The 16578-nt window shown below is 53.8% G+C and carries 12 protein-coding genes; 2 read left to right on the plus strand and 10 right to left on the minus strand.

Annotation, left to right across the window (positions count from 1 at the left end; all coding sequences use genetic code 11):
* Positions 1–74 precede the first annotated feature (74 nt).
* From purB to BN2106_RS09070, 8 genes are all read right to left on the minus strand, one after another.
* A complete protein-coding gene (gene purB, locus BN2106_RS09035) occupies positions 75–1505 on the minus strand; it encodes an adenylosuccinate lyase (RefSeq protein WP_050698216.1) in 1431 nt (476 codons plus the stop codon).
* A 14-nt stretch (positions 1506–1519) separates the two neighbouring features.
* Positions 1520–2965, minus strand: a complete 1446-nt coding sequence (gene purF / locus BN2106_RS09040; RefSeq protein ID WP_050698217.1) for an amidophosphoribosyltransferase — start codon at positions 2963–2965, stop codon at positions 1520–1522.
* 87 nt (positions 2966–3052) lie between these two features.
* Positions 3053–3760, minus strand: coding sequence for a phosphoribosylaminoimidazolesuccinocarboxamide synthase (gene purC, locus BN2106_RS09045; protein ID WP_050698218.1), 708 nt, complete (start codon positions 3758–3760; stop codon positions 3053–3055).
* Positions 3761–3845: 85 nt separating this feature from the next.
* Positions 3846–7064 (minus strand): carbamoyl-phosphate synthase large subunit, encoded by a 3219-nt coding sequence (carB, locus tag BN2106_RS09050; protein ID WP_050698219.1) that lies wholly within the window; start codon positions 7062–7064, stop codon positions 3846–3848.
* The gene (locus BN2106_RS09055; RefSeq protein ID WP_050698220.1) at positions 7061–8137 is read right to left on the minus strand and encodes a carbamoyl phosphate synthase small subunit; all 1077 of its coding nucleotides are present in this window, start codon (positions 8135–8137) and stop codon (positions 7061–7063) included. The genes carB and BN2106_RS09055 overlap by 4 nt, the downstream gene beginning before the upstream one ends.
* A gap of 106 nt (positions 8138–8243) precedes the next feature.
* Entirely contained in the window at positions 8244–9461 is a 1218-nt protein-coding gene (locus BN2106_RS09060) for an LL-diaminopimelate aminotransferase (RefSeq protein ID WP_050698221.1), read from the minus strand.
* Positions 9462–9529: 68 nt separating this feature from the next.
* Positions 9530–10366: a diaminopimelate epimerase gene (gene dapF / locus BN2106_RS09065; RefSeq protein WP_050698222.1), complete on the minus strand. Its 837-nt coding sequence runs from the start codon at positions 10364–10366 to the stop codon at positions 9530–9532.
* Between the two features lie 272 nt (positions 10367–10638).
* A complete protein-coding gene (locus BN2106_RS09070) occupies positions 10639–11970 on the minus strand; it encodes a glutamine synthetase family protein (protein ID WP_050698223.1) in 1332 nt (443 codons plus the stop codon).
* A 447-nt stretch (positions 11971–12417) separates the two neighbouring features.
* Here BN2106_RS09070 and gdhA point away from each other — a divergent pair, with 447 nt between their 5' ends.
* On the plus strand, positions 12418–13749 hold the full coding sequence (gene gdhA, locus BN2106_RS09075; RefSeq protein ID WP_050698224.1) for an NADP-specific glutamate dehydrogenase: 1332 nt from the start codon (positions 12418–12420) through the stop codon (positions 13747–13749).
* Between the two features lie 212 nt (positions 13750–13961).
* A complete protein-coding gene (locus tag BN2106_RS09080) occupies positions 13962–15002 on the plus strand; it encodes a PTS sugar transporter subunit IIC (protein WP_154666465.1) in 1041 nt (346 codons plus the stop codon).
* 50 nt (positions 15003–15052) lie between these two features.
* On the opposite strand, the gene hisF is transcribed toward BN2106_RS09080, so the two are convergent.
* Both hisF and hisH read right to left on the minus strand, forming a co-directional pair.
* Entirely contained in the window at positions 15053–15811 is a 759-nt protein-coding gene (hisF, locus tag BN2106_RS09085; RefSeq protein WP_050698225.1) for an imidazole glycerol phosphate synthase subunit HisF, read from the minus strand.
* 13 nt (positions 15812–15824) lie between these two features.
* On the minus strand, positions 15825–16442 hold the full coding sequence (gene hisH, locus BN2106_RS09090; RefSeq protein ID WP_050698226.1) for an imidazole glycerol phosphate synthase subunit HisH: 618 nt from the start codon (positions 16440–16442) through the stop codon (positions 15825–15827).
* Between the last annotated feature and the right edge of the window lie 136 nt (positions 16443–16578).

Raw genomic sequence — 16578 nt, forward strand, 5'->3', positions numbered from 1 at the left:
TGCGCTTCCGCGCAAAACCAGATTCCGCCGCCTCTGAAAAGGGGCGGCGGCTCGAACTCCGCATATTTGCGGGATTATAAAGAAATCTCCGCTTTTTCGGTCGGAATGGACACATAGTCCGCCAGAGCAGACTGCACGGTATTCCGAACAAACTCCTCCGTCTGCATCGGCGCACAGCCCACATATTTTTCCGGACTGACGATGCCCTGTAACTCCTCCAGCGTAACGCCGAAGATCGGATCGCCGGCGATGCGGGACAGAAGATCGTTTTCCCCGCCCTCTTCCTTGATTACCTTGGAAGCTGCCATGGAATGCACACGGACATGCTCATGGAGCTGCTGGCGGTCTGCACCGCGCTTAGCCGCGTCCATCATGATATTTTCCGTCGCCATGAACGGAAGCTCCCGGCGAAGATGCTGCTCAATCACCTTTGGATAGACTACCAGTCCATCCGCCACATTGCTGTAGAGGTTCAGAATGCCATCCACCGCAAGGAAAGCTTCCGGGACACTGATGCGCTTGTTGGCGGAGTCGTCCAGCGTGCGCTCAAACCACTGTGTGGCTTCTGTCATTGCGGGATTCAAGCTGTCCGCGATCACATAGCGGGCAAGCGACGCGATGCGCTCGGAACGCATCGGATTGCGCTTATACGCCATCGCAGAGGAACCAATTTGATTTTTCTCAAACGGCTCTTCCACCTCTTTGAGATGCTGCAGCAGGCGGATGTCATTGGAGAACTTTGCCGCACTCTGCGCAATGCCGCTCAAAACGGAAAGCACCTGGCTGTCCAGCTTGCGGGAATACGTCTGGCCGGAAACGGCATAACAGCTCGCATAGCCCATCTTCTCCGCAATTTTACGGTCCAGCGCTTTGACCTTTTCATAGTCTCCGTCAAACAGTTCCAGGAAGCTTGCCTGCGTGCCGGTCGTCCCTTTGGAACCGAGCAGCTTTGCCTTGCCAAGCTGATATTCCACATCCTCCAGATCCATCAGCAGATCCTGGATCCACAGGGTTGCGCGCTTTCCGACGGTGGTCGGCTGCGCGGGCTGGAAGTGGGTAAACGCCAGCGTGGGCAGGTCTTTATACCGCATGGCAAAATCAGAAAGGACACGGATGACGCTCACCAATTTGTTGCGCACCAGCTTCAGGGCATCCATCATGATGATGATATCGGTATTATCGCCCACATAGCAGGAGGTTGCGCCCAAATGGATGATCGCACGCGCGTTGGGACACTGCTCTCCATATGCATACACATGGGACATGACGTCGTGGCGCACCACCTTTTCGCGCGCCTCCGCCACCTCGTAGTTGATGTCTTCGGCATGCGCCTTCAACTCGTCAATCTGCTCCTGCGTAATGGGAAGGCCAAGTTCTTTCTCGGTCTCCGCCAGGGCGATCCACAGCCTGCGCCAGGTGCGGAATTTTTTATCCGGAGAAAACAGAAACTTCATCTCCGGGTCCGCGTAGCGGGAGGACAACGGGGATTCGTATGTATTCTTCAATCTGGCAACCTCCCTCAATCTTTCCGGATGGGTTCGCAGTATTTATTTTCTTTGGACGCCAGGGAATGGGTCGGGATCGGCGCGGGATAATTGCCGGAGAAGCACGCGTCGCAGTAGTGACCCAGCGCGCCGTTTGTTCCCAGCATCTTCGGCAGGTTTTCCAGAGAAAGGAATTCAATGGAATCCGCAAACGACATCTTGCCAATTTCCTCTACCGTATGATGGCAGGCAATCAGATCGTCCTTGGACGGAATGTCCGTGCCAAAATAACACGGCCACAGGAACGGCGGAGAACTGATGCGCAGATGCACTTCCTTGGCGCCGGCGTCCTTCAGCATGGAAACAATATGCGCGCAGGTGGTGCCGCGTACAATGGAATCGTCCAGCATCACGACGCGTTTTCCCTTTACCGCGCTGACAATGGAGTTCAATTTGATGCGTACGCTGCGCTCGCGGGCCGCCTGGTCCGGCTTGATGAACGTACGGCCAATATAGCCGTTTTTCATGATGCCCTTCTGGAACGGAATACCGGACTCCTCGCTGTAGCCGATTGCAGCATCTACACCGGATTCCGGTACGCCGATGACCATATCGGCCTCCACCGGGTGCTGGCGGGCCAGCAGCCGGCCGGCCTCCTTGCGGGCTTCGTAAACACTGATGCCATCCACCATACTGTCGGTTCTGGCAAAGTAAATGTATTCAAAAACACAAAGGGATTTTTTCGTCTGCACCGGCAGCATAATGGAACGGAGACCGTCCGCGTCCACCACAACTACTTCGCCGGGCTCCACATCGCGGACAAAGTCCGCGCCGCACGCGTCGAGCGCGCAGGTCTCGGAAGCAATCACATAGGTATTTTCAACCTTGCCGATACAGAGCGGACGGAAGCCGTTGGGATCACGCGCTGCAATCAGCTTCTGCGGACTCATTACGATCATGGAATAGGAGCCGTGCACCTTCGGCATCGCGCGGCAAACGGCCTCTTCAATGGAGGATGCTTCCACACGCTCCCGGGCGATCATGTACGCAATGACTTCCGAATCGACGGTCGTCTGAAAAATGCAGCCGCGGTGCTCCAGCTCATGGCGCAGCTCATATGCGTTGCTGAGGTTTCCGTTGTGCGCAATCGCAAGCGTCCCCTTGATGTAACGCATGACCAGCGGCTGGGAGTTCTCCCGCGCACTGGCGCCCGCGGTGGAATAGCGGACATGTCCAACCGATATCTGCCCAACCAGGCTATTCAAAATCTTATCGTCAAACGCTTCCGTCACCAGCCCCATTTCCTTATAGCAGGAAATAACGCCGTTGTTGTTGACCGCAATGCCGCAGCTCTCCTGTCCTCTGTGCTGCAGCGCCAGCAGGCCGTTATAGGTGGCATAAGCCGGGTTCAAAGCGCCGTCCGGGGAGTATACGCCAAAGACGCCGCACTCCTCGTGCGGTTTCGAGAAATCATAATCCATTACAGATCCCTTCAAAATCTCACCATCCTAAATTATTTCTCAAACAAAGCCCGGTTGCACGGGCTTGCTCCATGCCAATTTTTCGTCTTAGAGCCCGATTCTCTTCATCATTTCCGCATAGGCTTCTTCTACGCCGCCCATATCTCTGCGGAAGCGGTCCTTGTCCAGTTTTTCCTTGGTATCGGCATCCCAGAAACGGCAGGTATCGGGGGAAATCTCATCTGCCAGAATGATTTTGCCGTCCGGCGTCTTACCGAATTCCAGTTTGAAGTCCACCAGAATAACATTGAGCTGCTTGAAGTACTCTTTCATAACCTCGTTGACCTTGAACGCCATCTTCTTGATGGTATCAATTTCTTCCTGCGTTGCCAGATTCAACGCCAGCGCATGATAATCGTTAATCAGCGGGTCGCCCAGATCGTCGTTTTTATAGGAAAATTCGATGGTCGGCTGCGCAAACTCGATGCCCTCTTCCACGCCAAAGCGCTTTGCAAAGGAGCCGGCGGAAATATTGCGAATGATAACCTCCAGCGGAACAATCTCGACTTTTTTCACAACCGTCTCGCGGTCGCTCAGCTCTTCCACAAAGTGCGTGTCGACGCCCTGTTTTTCCAGCAGCTGGAACATGCAGTTGGACATACGGTTATTGACGACGCCCTTGCCGACAATGGTGCCCTTCTTCTGGCCATTGAACGCGGTTGCATCGTCTTTATAATCCACGATGCAAAGATTCGGATCCTCTGTGGCAAATACTTTTTTGGCTTTTCCCTCATAGAGCTGTTCACATTTTTTCATGATGACGTCCCCCTGTTATAGTTCATTTCAAATTAACATGTATAAAACAGGTATTGCCGGGAGTAAAAACTCCCGGCGAAACCGGTTAGATAAAATTCAGGAAACTGGATACCTTGGTGATATCGATGACGGAGAGCTGCGTCGTGTCCACATTCTGCGCGCAGGTCAGGAACGCGTTCGCCGTATCCAGAGAGGTCAGGCAGGGAATGCCCGCCTCTACCGCGTTGCGGCGGATCAGATAGCCGTCGCGGTTATGCGAAACGCCCTTGGAAGGCGTATTGATCACCAGATTGATCTTACCGGACAGGATATGGTCCAGAATGTCCGGCTTTTCCGCGCCGATTTTGTTGGTACGGATGGTCGGGATTCCGTTGTCGTTCAGGAACGAAGAGGTTCCGGCTGTCGCGTAAATGGTCCAGCCCAGCTCATAGAGGCCGCGCGCAATGGGCAGAACCTCCTGCTTATCGCTGTTCTTGACCGTAATGATGGCGTTGCCGTGCTTGATCATGTGCGTACCCGCACCATAGAAGGACTTAATCAGCGCCTCGTCAAAGGTGCGCGCCACGCCGAGCACTTCGCCGGTGGACTTCATCTCCGGTCCGAGATTGACATCCGCGCCGTACAGCTTTTCAAAGGAGAACACCGGCATCTTAATGGCGATGAGGTCCTTTTCCGCCTGAAGGCCGTATTCGTAGCCCATCTCCGGCAGGGTCTTGCCGAAGAACGTGCCAACTGCCAGCGGAACGATCGGGATATCCGTCACCTTGCTGATATACGGCACCGTACGGGACGAACGCGGGTTTGCCTCGATGACATAGACCTCATTGTCCTTGACGATAAACTGGATGTTCAACAGGCCCTTGACCTTCAATGCCTTTGCAAGACGGCGGGTATACTCCACAATGATATCCTGCATGTCTTTGGAAACACCGATCGCCGGGTAGACGGAAATACTGTCTCCGGAGTGAACGCCGGCGCGCTCGATATGCTGCATGATGCCCGGAATAACGGAATCCACGCCGTCGCAGACCGCGTCGACCTCGACCTCCGTGCCCATGATGTATTTATCGACCAGAATCGGATGCTCCTGCGCGATCTGGTTGATGATCCCGATGTCCTCAATCACATCCTCATCGCTGTAGGCGATGTGCATGCCCTGACCGCCCAACACATAGGACGGACGCACCAGAACCGGATAGCCAAGCTCGTTGGCCGCCGCAAGGGCTTCCGCACAGGTAAACACGGTGCGGCCCGCTGCACGCGGAATCTCGCACTCGTTGAGTATCGCGTCGAAACGCTCTCTGTCTTCCGCGGCGTCGATGCTGTCAAAGGAGGTGCCCAGAATCGGGACGCCCATTGCCTCGATCGCACCGGCAAGCTTAATGGCAGTCTGTCCGCCGAACTGAACCACAGCGCCGTCCGGCTTTTCCAGCTCCACCACATGGAGCACATCCTCCGGGGTCAGCGGCTCAAAATACAGCTTGTCCGCAATATCGAAGTCCGTACTGACGGTCTCCGGGTTATTGTTCATAATAATGGTTTCGTATCCCAGGTCGCGCAGCGCCCAGACGCTGTGGACGGAGCAGAAGTCGAATTCGATGCCCTGTCCAATACGGATCGGGCCGGAACCGATGACCAGCACCTTTTTGCGGTCGCTTCTGCATACGGATTCGTTCTCCGCACCATAGCTGGAATAATAATACGGTGTGGCCGCGTCAAACTCCGCCGCGCAGGTGTCCACCATTTTATAGACAGGCTTAATATTCCACTCGTTCTCCAGCGCGCGGATTTCCTCCACGGACTTGCCGCTCAACTCGGAAATGGTCTGATCGAGGAATCCGTAGTCCTTCGCTTTATAGAGCAGCGCACGGTCCAGCTCTTCGCCCGCCAACGCTTTTTCCACATTGATGATTTCCACCAGCTTGTCCAGGAACCACAGATCGATCTTGGTGATGTGGTGAATTTCCTCCGCGGTAAATCCGCGGCGCAACGCCTCCGCCAGAACAAACAGCCGGCGGTCGTCCACCACATGGAGGCGTTCCGCCAGAACGTCGTCGGTCAGGCTCTTCAGGTTCTTGTCAATCAAGCTGGTCATATTGATTTCCAGGCCGCGCACGGACTTCATTAGCGCGGATTCAAAGGTCGGCGCAATGCCCATGACCTCGCCCGTCGCCTTCATCTGCGTGCCCAGCAACCGCTTCGCGTTCTGGAATTTATCGAACGGCCACTTCGGAATCTTGACAACGCAGTAGTCCAGCGTCGGCTCGAAGCAGGCGTATGTCTTCTGTGTAATCGCGTTCTGGATTTCATCGAGCGTGTAGCCCAGCGCAATCTTGGATGCGACCTTCGCGATCGGGTAGCCGGTTGCCTTGGAAGCCAGTGCGGAGGAACGGCTCACACGCGGGTTCACTTCAATGACGCAGTATTCAAAGCTGTTCGGGTTCAGCGCAAACTGCACGTTGCAGCCGCCTTCCACCTTCAGCTCGGTGATGATATCCAGTGCCGCACTGCGCAGCATCTGGGTTTCCTTGTCCGCCAGCGTCTGGCAGGGCGCCACAACGATGGAGTCGCCCGTATGAACGCCGACCGGATCAAAGTTTTCCATATTACAAACCGTGATGCAGTTGCCGTTCTTGTCGCGCATCACTTCATATTCAATTTCCTTCCAGCCGGAAATGCAGCGCTCGATCAGCACCTGATGCACACGGCTGCGGTGCAGGCCTAAAGACGCGATGGAAATCAGCTGTTCGCGGTCATACGCGATGCCGCCGCCGCTGCCGCCCAGCGTATACGCCGGACGCACGACCACCGGATATCCGATGCGGTCCGCCACCTGCAGGCAGCGGTCCAGATCCTCCGCAATCTCGCTCTCCGCGCAGGGCTGGTGGATGCGCTCCATCGCCTCTTTAAAGAGCTCGCGGTCCTCCGCCATGCGGATCGTGTCCGCGCTGGTGCCGATCATCTCTACGTTGTGCTCTTTCAGGAAACCGGATTCCTCCAGCTCCACCGCCAGATTCAACGCATTCTGGCCGCCCAGAGTCGGCAGAATGCTGTCCGGCTTCTCTTTGATGATGACTTTCTTGATCGTCTCGACCGTCAGCGGCTCGATATAGACTTTGTCCGCGATCTGCTTGTCCGTCATAATGGTCGCCGGGTTGGAGTTAATCAGAACGACCTCGACGCCCTCTTCCCGGATGGCACGGCAGGCCTGTGTGCCCGCGTAGTCAAACTCCGCAGCCTGTCCGATAATAATCGGGCCGGAGCCGATGATGACAACCTTTTTAATCTCTTTTCTCTTGCTCATATGCGGCTCCCTCCCATCAAATCAATAAATCGGTCAAACAAGAATCCGGTATCCAGAGGACCGGAGGAAGCTTCCGGGTGGAACTGCACGGTGAACACCTTGCCGTTTTTATAATTCAAACCTTCAACGCTGCCGTCGTTCATGCTGATAAAGCTGACGTCCGCAACGGCAGGGTTCACGGAATCGGCGTTAACAACGAAGCCGTGGTTCTGAGAGGAAATGTAGACCCGGTTGGTAGAAAGGTCTTTCACAGGGTGGTTAATGCCTCTGTGTCCGTATTTCAGCTTATATGTATCGCAGCCCTGTGACAACGCCATGAGCTGATGTCCCAGGCAGATGCCAAAGGTCGGAATCCCGTGCGCATAGATGCGCTTGAGCTCCGCAATTGATTTTGCGCAGGCCTGCGGGTCGCCAGGGCCGTTGCTGAGCATCACACCGTCCGGCGCAAAGGCCAGGTAATCTTCCAGCGTTGCGTCGTACGGGAAGCATTTGACCGTACAGCCGCGCTTCACCAGGCAGCGGATAATGTTGTGCTTGACGCCGTAATCCGCCAAAGCGACTTTTATCGGACCATCGCCGTAGAGTTTCCCCTCGCGGTCGCTGACCGCCGGCACGTGGGATTCCAGTACAAACGCTTCAATCTGCTTTTTCATGGAATCGAGATCGACCTTGTCACCGTACGCGATCATGCCGCGCATGGTGCCGCTCTCGCGCAGAACGCGTGTCAGCGCACGGGTGTCCACGCCGCAGAGGCCCGGAACCTTGTTCTGCTTCAGATAAGTGTCCAGATCCACATCGCAGCGGAAATTACTTGCGATACCGGAGACAGAGCGCACAATAAACGCGCCCAGCCACGGTTTTGTAGACTCCGCATCGTCGTAGCAGATTCCATAATTGCCGACAAGCGGATACGTCATGACAACGCCCTGCCCCGCATACGACGGGTCCGTGAGGAGCTCGGTATACCCGCACATTGCGGAGTTGAATACGACCTCACATACGACGTCGTGTTCATAACCAAAGCCCGTGCCCTCAAATGTCATGCCATTTTCGAGCATAAGGAGTGCTTTCATTCAATCACCAACCGTTTCTTTTTATTCAGGGTCCCGTTCTCGGGATATTTACAGCCAAATGGCCCCGGACTCCAAACGGAGCGGGGCTGACTTTGTCACCATTCGATCAGCTGAACGCTTCCACGATCTTCTGCACAGCTTTTTCGGTATTCTCTTTTGTATTAAAGGAAGTCAATCGGAAGAAGCCTTCCCCGCCGGCGCCAAATCCGGAGCCCGGCGTGCCGACAATGCCCGCCTTCTGCAGCAACAGGTCAAAGAATTCCCAGGAGGTCATACCCGCCGGTGTTTTCAACCACACATACGGGGAATTGACGCCGCCGTACACGGTGAACCCGGCCTTCTGCAGTCCCTCACGAATAATCTTTGCATTATTGAGATAATAAGCGATATTCGCGCGCACTTCCTTCTGACCCTCCTCGGAATAGACCGCTTCCGCACCGCGCTGCACCACATAGGAAACACCGTTCATCTTGGTGGACTGGCGTCTGTCCCAAAGCTGATTCAGGGAAACGCCGTCGTATACCAACTCCTTCGGAATAACACTGAACGCACAACGTGTCCCGGTAAAACCGGCAGTCTTGGAGAAGCTGCGGAATTCAATGGCGCACTTCTTTGCACCCTCCACCTCATAGATGCTGTGCGGCATCTCCGGCTCGGTTATAAAGGCCTCATAGGCCGCATCGTAGAGAATAATAGACTGGTTCGCCAGCGCGTAATCCACCCATATTTTCAACTCTGCCTTGGTGATGCCGACGCCAGAGGGATTGTTCGGGAAACAGAGGTAGATCATATCCACCGGCTGCGCGGGCAGCTCCGGCAGAAAATTGTTTTCTTCCTTGCAGGGCATATAGACAATTTTGTTCCAGCCCCTGCCTTCTTCGTAGTCGCCGGCGCGGCCGGCCATCGCGTTGGTATCCACATAGACGGGATAAACCGGATCGCAAACCGCCACGACGTTGTCTATTCCGAAAATGTCGCCAATGCTGCCGGTATCACTCTTTGCACCGTCGCTGACAAAGATTTCATCCGCGGAAATATCGACCCCACGCGCCTGAAAATCATGCTTTGCAATCGCGTCTCTCAGGAAGGCATAGCCCGCCTCCGGGCCGTAGCCGCGGAACGTTTCCGCCTCCCCCATTTCCTCAGCGGCATCACACATAGCCTTCACAACCGCCTTCGGCAGCGGGCGCGTCACGTCGCCGATGCCCAGACGGATGATCTCCATATCCGGATTCTGCTCGGTAAACGCGTTTACCTTATTTTTAATATCTACAAACAGATAACTTGCGGGAAGCTTTACAAAATTCTGGTTGACCTTCAACAAATGAAAAAACCCCCTTTTCGTCTGACTTTTTCTTTTTCTGCTCTTATATGACCCAATAGGATATTATATCAGATTTCTATGGTCCCGTCAAAAACAAACGTGGCGGGTCCTTCCATAAAGACGTCGTTTGTCTGTTCGTCCCAATCGACCACCAAATCGCCGCCCTTCAGATGGACGGTCACCCGGCGGCCGGTTCTGCCATTCAAGGCGGACGCCACCGCACTGGCACAGGCGCCGGTCCCGCAGGCCCAGGTTTCTCCGGAGCCGCGCTCCCAGACACGCATCTGGATTTCCTCCGGGCTGATCACCCGCACAAATTCCATATTGACCTGCTCGGGAAACATTTCATGGTGTTCCATCTCCGGGCCGAATCGCGGGAGGTCCAATCCATCCACATCCTCCACAAAGGTCACGCAGTGCGGATTTCCCATCGAGACGCAGGTGATATACCAGATATTTCCGGACGGAGATTGTACCGCCTCGTTGATTACCCGTTCTTTCAGAAATTGTACCGGAATTTTCGCAGCCTCCAGTTCCGGCGGGCCCATATTGACACGCACGGAAGAAACTGTTCCATCCTGGATATTTAAATGGAGCGTTTTAATCCCGCTCCGGGTTTCCACCTGAAGAACATCCTTTTTGACAAGCCCCCGGTCGTAGACATATTTCCCCACGCAGCGAATGCCGTTGCCGCACATCATACCGATGGAGCCGTCTGCATTGAACATCTCCATTTTGCAGTCCGCCACATCGGAAGGCTGGATTAAAATCAGGCCGTCCGAACCCACGCCAAAATGGCGGTCACTCAACCGTACAGCCAGCTCCGACGGATGCGCGGGCGTCTGCTGGAAGCAGTTTACATAAATATAGTCGTTGCCAATGCCATGCATTTTTGTAAATTGCATTTTTTGTTCCCCTTTCTGTCCGGTTGGAAACCGTTGGCATTATGAGGACGCACTCAACGTTTCCAAAACCTGCATCACGGTTTCACATATTTTTCTGCCGGAATTCATACTGCGCTTCTGCAAAAGCGGTGCGCAGCGGGTTCTGACATGTTGCAACAAAGAATCAAATTTTCCTTGCATTCTCAATATTCGCATTCGCAACTATAATATTCCTCACGTTTTCCTATTCCAATCCGGTTGAACGCCTGCAAAAGGGATGTTCTAATGATAGATTAAAACTTATTCAGATAGCGCTCAATTTCCCACTGGGAAACGCGCGTGGTGTATTCCTTCCACTCATGACGCTTCGCCTCTACATACTTGCTGAAGACATGATCGCCCAGCACCTCTTTGACAAACGGGTCCGCTTCCATGCAGTCGACCGCTTCAATCAGGTCCGCAGGCAGGTTCTCAATACCGCTCGCAATGCGGTCTTTCTCTTTCATGTCGTAGATATTGACGGATACCGGGTCCGGCGGCGTCAGCTTATTTTTAATGCCTTCCAAGCCCGCCTGCAGAAGCAACGCAAACACCAGGTATGGGTTGCAGGCCGGGTCCGGGGAGCGGAGTTCTACGCGCGTACCCACGCCGCGGGTATCCGGCACACGGATCAGCGCGCTGCGGTTGCTGGTGGTCCAGGCAATATAGCAGGGTGCTTCATAACCGGGCACCAGTCTTTTATAAGAATTGACCAGCGGATTGGTCAGCGCGCAGATGCTCTTGACATGCTTGTCGATACCAGCAATAAAGTGATGGGCGATTTCGCTCAGGCCCGATTCCGAATCGGGATCATAAAACGCGTTTTTACCGTCTTTAAACAACGACATGTTGGTATGCATACCGGAGCCGCACTGCCCATAAACAGGCTTTGGCATAAAGGTGGCGCACAGGCCGTGGGAATCCGCTGCAGACTTTACCACCATTTTAAAGGTAAGAATATTATCTGCGGCGGAGAGCGCCTCGCTGTATTTAAAGTCAATTTCATGTTGGGCAATTGCCACCTCGTGGTGGGAAGCTTCAATTTCAAAGCCCATTTCCTCCAGCGTCAGGCAGATATCGCGGCGGCAGCTCTCTCCCAGATCGGAGGGGCCCATATCAAAATAGCCTGCCGTGTCGTGCGTGATGGTGGTGGGATGACCGTATTCATCCGTATTGAACAGGAAAAATTCGCACTCAGGGCCGACATTGAAACTGTATCCCATATCCGCGGCCTCTTTGAGCGCCTTTTTGAGGATATAGCGCGGATCGCCTTCAAAGGGCGTGCCGTCCGGCTTATACACATCGCAGATCACACGCGCAATCCTGCCGCGCTGCGTATGCCAGGGTAAAATGACGAAGGTGTCCAGGTCCGGCCAAAGGTACATATCGGACTCTTCAATACGCACAAAGCCCTCAATGGAAGAACCATCAAACATGCATTTGTTGTCCAGCGCTTTTTCAATCTGGCTTGTTGTGATTGCAACATTTTTCAGTGTACCAAAGATGTCTGTAAACTGCATCCGGATAAATTTTACGTCGTTTTCCCGGATGATCCTGATGATGTCTTCCTTGGTGTATTTGCTCAAAGCCGTATCCCCCTAAAAATAAAAATAACAAGGCTGTTCCTGAATGCAGAACCTCCTTGTCAAATTACTGTGGCTGCGAAAATCAGCCGTATATCGTTTTTATTTTATTCTATTTGACAGGTTGTGTCAATCATTTTTACGGGGCAGGATTCAATTTATGTTTATGCACAAATTTTGAAAATTATTCCTTCGATTTCCGGCGAAAACACAGGCATCATGCAACATCCACTCTGTTTTCCTGCAAAACCCTTGAAAAAACTTTGATTTTCCTCCAAGAAAATCTTGAAAAAGCGGTATCTATATGCTAAACTGTTGAAGTAAAAAAAACGAAGCCTGCAAACTGCCGTTTTTTCATGCATATGTAAAATGTCATTCTGCTCCGCGCGGCGGACCGTGGCTTTGCGGGTACACAATGAATGGAAATGAAATATAGGAGGCTGTGTAAGTATGTCTTATGTGAGCGAACAGTTGGAAAACGTCATCCACCTGAACAAAAGCGAGCCGGAGTTCATTCAAGCCGTCACGGAAGTCCTGAAATCCCTGGAGCCTGTGATTGAGCAGAATCCGCAGTACGAAAAAGCCGGTATCCTGGAGAGAATCACAGAGCCGGAACGCCAGATCAAGTTCCGCGTCGCCTGGGTGGACGACAGCGGCAAGGTACAGGTCAACCGCGGCTACCGCGTACAGTTCAACTCCGCGATCGGCCCGTACAAGGGCGGCCTGCGCTTCCATCCGTCCGTCAACCTTGGAATCATCAAGTTCCTTGGCTTTGAACAGATTTTCAAGAACTCCCTGACCGGCCTGCCGATCGGCGGCGGCAAGGGCGGCTCCGATTTTGACCCGAAGGGCAAATCTGACCGCGAGATCATGGCCTTCTGCCAGAGCTTCATGACAGAGCTCTACCGCCACATCGGCCCGGACACAGACGTCCCGGCGGGCGACATCGGCGTGGGCGGCCGCGAGATTGGCTACCTGTTTGGCCAGTATAAAAGAATTCGCAATGCCTTTGAAGGCGTGCTCACTGGCAAAGGCCTCAACTTTGGCGGTTCCCTTGCCCGTACCGAAGCAACCGGCTACGGCCTGCTGTATTTCACCGATGCAATGCTGAAAGCGAACGGCAAGAGCATCAACGGCGCAACCATCGCCATCTCCGGCGCCGGCAATGTGGCGATCTACGCCTGCCAGAAGGCACAGCAGCTGGGCGGCAAGGTCGTCACCATGAGTGATTCCACCGGCTGGATTTACGATCCGGAAGGCATTGACCTCGCGGCCATCAAGGAGATCAAGGAAGTCAAGCGCGCCCGTCTGAGCGAGTACAAGAGCTACCGCCCGAACGCCGAGTATCACGAAGGCAAGGGCGTCTGGAGCGTAAAGTGCGACATCGCACTGCCCTGTGCAACCCAGAACGAGCTGCTGATTGACGACGCAAAGATGCTGGTTGCCAACGGCGTCTACGCTGTTGCGGAAGGCGCGAATATGCCGACCTCCATCGAGGCAACTGAATACCTGCAGGCAAACAACGTTCTCTTTGCCCCGGGCAAAGCCAGCAACGCCGGCGGCGTAGCAACCTCCGCTCTGGAAATGAGCCAGAACAGCATGCGTCTCCACTGGAGTTTCGATGAGGTGGATTCCAAGTTGAAGGGCATCATGGAGGACATCTTTAAGAACGCTGCGGATGCCGCGGAGAAGTACGGCTATCCGAAGAACTACGTTGTGGGCGCCAACATTGCGGGCTTTGTCAAGGTCGCGGACACCATGATGGCGGAAGGCGTCATCTAATCGGGGCTTTTTATATCGTCTCATATTGCAATGATTCCCGCGCTGCTGGCGAGGTGTGCGCGGTTTGAACCAACCAACCATATCCGGTATTGTAGAAGAAGTAGCGGTTATGTGGGTTTTATTCCCGCATAGCCGCTATTTTTCTGTCTGTCCGGATTTGTTTGCCGCTTTACAGGAGGCGGAACAAAATATATTAGAAATGGGTGCAGAACATGGAAATGGAAAAAGCAACGGACAACAAGGCACTTCAGTTGGTAAAGAAATTTTTTCAGCGGTATTTCATCGATGCGATGAGCGCAATGGCGCTGGGCCTGTTTTCCTCCCTCATCATTGGACTGATCATGTCCCAGCTGAGTAAGATTCCCTTTCTCTCCTTTCTGGAGCCGTATTCCGCAATGGCGGCTGCGTCCTCTCCCGTAGTCGGTTCCGCCATCGGTGCGGCAATTGCCTGGGGACTGAAATCCAAGCCCCTGGTGGTGTTTTCCTGCGTGGTATGCGGCGCGTTCGGCTATCAGGCCGGTGGTCCTGTGGGGGCATACGTTGCAGCGGTTGTCGGCGCGGAGCTGGCACGATTGGTCAGTGGTAAAACCAAGGTGGATATTGTGGTAACGCCAATGGTGACGATCATTACCGGCAGCATCGCCGGCCAGTTGGTCGGCCCTTACATCCAGAGCTTCATGAGCGGACTGGGTGCGGTTATCAACCACGCGACGGAGCTCTCCCCCCTGCCGATGGGTATTTTAGTCTCCGCAATCGTCGGCATGGTTTTGACCGCACCGATCAGTTCCGCGGCGCTCTGCATCATGCTGGACCTCAATGGGCTTGCCGCGGGCGCTGCTGTGGTCGGCTGTTCCGCCCAGATGATCGGATTCGCCGTAGCGAGCTTCCGCGAAAACAAATGGGGCGGCCTGCTCTCTCAGGGAATCGGAACCTCCATGCTGCAATTCAGCAACATTATGCGCAAACCGCAGATCTGGATTGCACCCACGCTGGCCAGCGCGATCCTCGGCCCCATCTCCACCTGTGTATTTCAAATGACCAACACCGCGACCGGAGCCGGCATGGGCACCAGCGGACTGGTGGGCCAGTTCGGCGCATTTGCCGCGATGAGTGGAACCATGCCGCAATGGCAGATCTGGGTCGAGGTGCTTTTGATGCACTTTATCGCGCCCGCCATCCTGACTCTGATAATTGATTTTGCCCTGCGCAAAATTGGATGGATCAAAGAAGGCGATATGAAAATTAACGTATAAACGAACGGAAGCCGCTCACGTTTGTGAGCGGCTTTTCATTTTCTCTGCATTTACTTTCTGACCGATATCCCCCTGCCCGTCAAGTAAGTTTTCAATTCCGGTATGCTGATTTCTCCAAAGTGGAACAGAGATGCGGCAAGAACCGCATCCGCTTTCCCCTCGGTAAACGCGTCATAAAAGTGCTCCAGTTTTCCGGCTCCGCCGGATGCAATAACCGGAATATTGACGCTTTCCGAAACAGCGGCGGTCAGTTCCAAATCATATCCATTCTTTACGCCGTCACAGTCCATGCTGGTCAGCAGAATTTCCCCCGCACCCAGACGCGCCGCCTTCTTTGCCCATTCTATGGCATCCAGTCCGGTATCCACACGGCCGCCATTCAGGTAAACAGTCCATCCGCCCTCCGGCTTCCGTTTCGCGTCGATCGCACACACCACACACTGGCTGCCAAATTTTGCAGCCGCTTCGCCGATCACCGCGGGGTTTTTAATCGCTGCGGAATTGACGGAAACCTTGTCCGCGCCTGCACGCAGCAGGGCTGTAAAATCGTCCACAGTGCGGATGCCGCCTCCCACTGTAAAAGGGATAAAAATACAATCCGCCACCTTACTGACAATATCCAATATGATGCCCCGCGCCTGCGCAGAAGCGGTGATGTCCAGCAGCACCAGCTCATCCGCTCCCTGGCGATCATATTCTTTTGCGGCTTCCACCGGATCTCCGGCATCCACCAGATTGACAAAATTGGTCCCTTTCACCACACGTCCGTTATTGACGTCCAAACATGGAATGATTCTTTTTGCATACATGGCGTCTTCCTCCTCAGTTCCGGTCTATCAGGGAAACAAAGTTTTTCAACATCTTCAATCCCGTGCGTCCGCTCTTCTCCGGATGGAATTGCGTGGCAAAGAGATTGCCTTTTTGAACAGCGGCGTCAATCTCCACGCCATATTCCGTCGTTGCGGAAACGACGTCGCGGTCTTCCGCATGCAAATAGTACGAGTGAACAAAGTACACATATGGATTTGCTTCCAAGTTTTGAAAAATCCCTTCCGGCTTACGGATGTTTAAAGAATTCCATCCAATGTGGGGAATCTTTAATTGGTCCTTTTCCGGGATTCTGCAAATTTGTCCTTTCAGTACACCTAACCCGGAAATACCGGGGTCCTCTTCGCTTCCTTCAAACAAAAGATGTAAGCCCAGACAGATCCCCAAAAACGGCTTCCCGCTTTCAATAAAATCCAGTGCCGGCTGGACCATTCCCGACTGGTTTAAACATCGCATGGAGTCGCCAAACGCACCCACTCCCGGCAAAATTGCTGCCGATGCTTCCTTCAGCTCCTCTTTGTCCGCCGTCACTTTCACCTCACAGCCTATATAATGAAACGCTTTTACCACGCTTTGCAGATTCCCCGCCCCGTAGTCAATCACCGCTATCATTGCTGTTCCCCCTGTCTTTTCATGTTCATGTACTTTCACACATTGCTAAGCTAAACTATCATTTATTTTACCATTCGCGTGACAAAAAGGCAAACATTTTGTAAAATAAAGTTCCCGTATATTGATTGGCAGGCAC

The sequence above is a fragment of the Anaeromassilibacillus senegalensis genome, from assembly GCF_001261775.1.
Classification (GTDB): Bacteria; Bacillota; Clostridia; order Oscillospirales; family Acutalibacteraceae; genus Anaeromassilibacillus; species Anaeromassilibacillus senegalensis.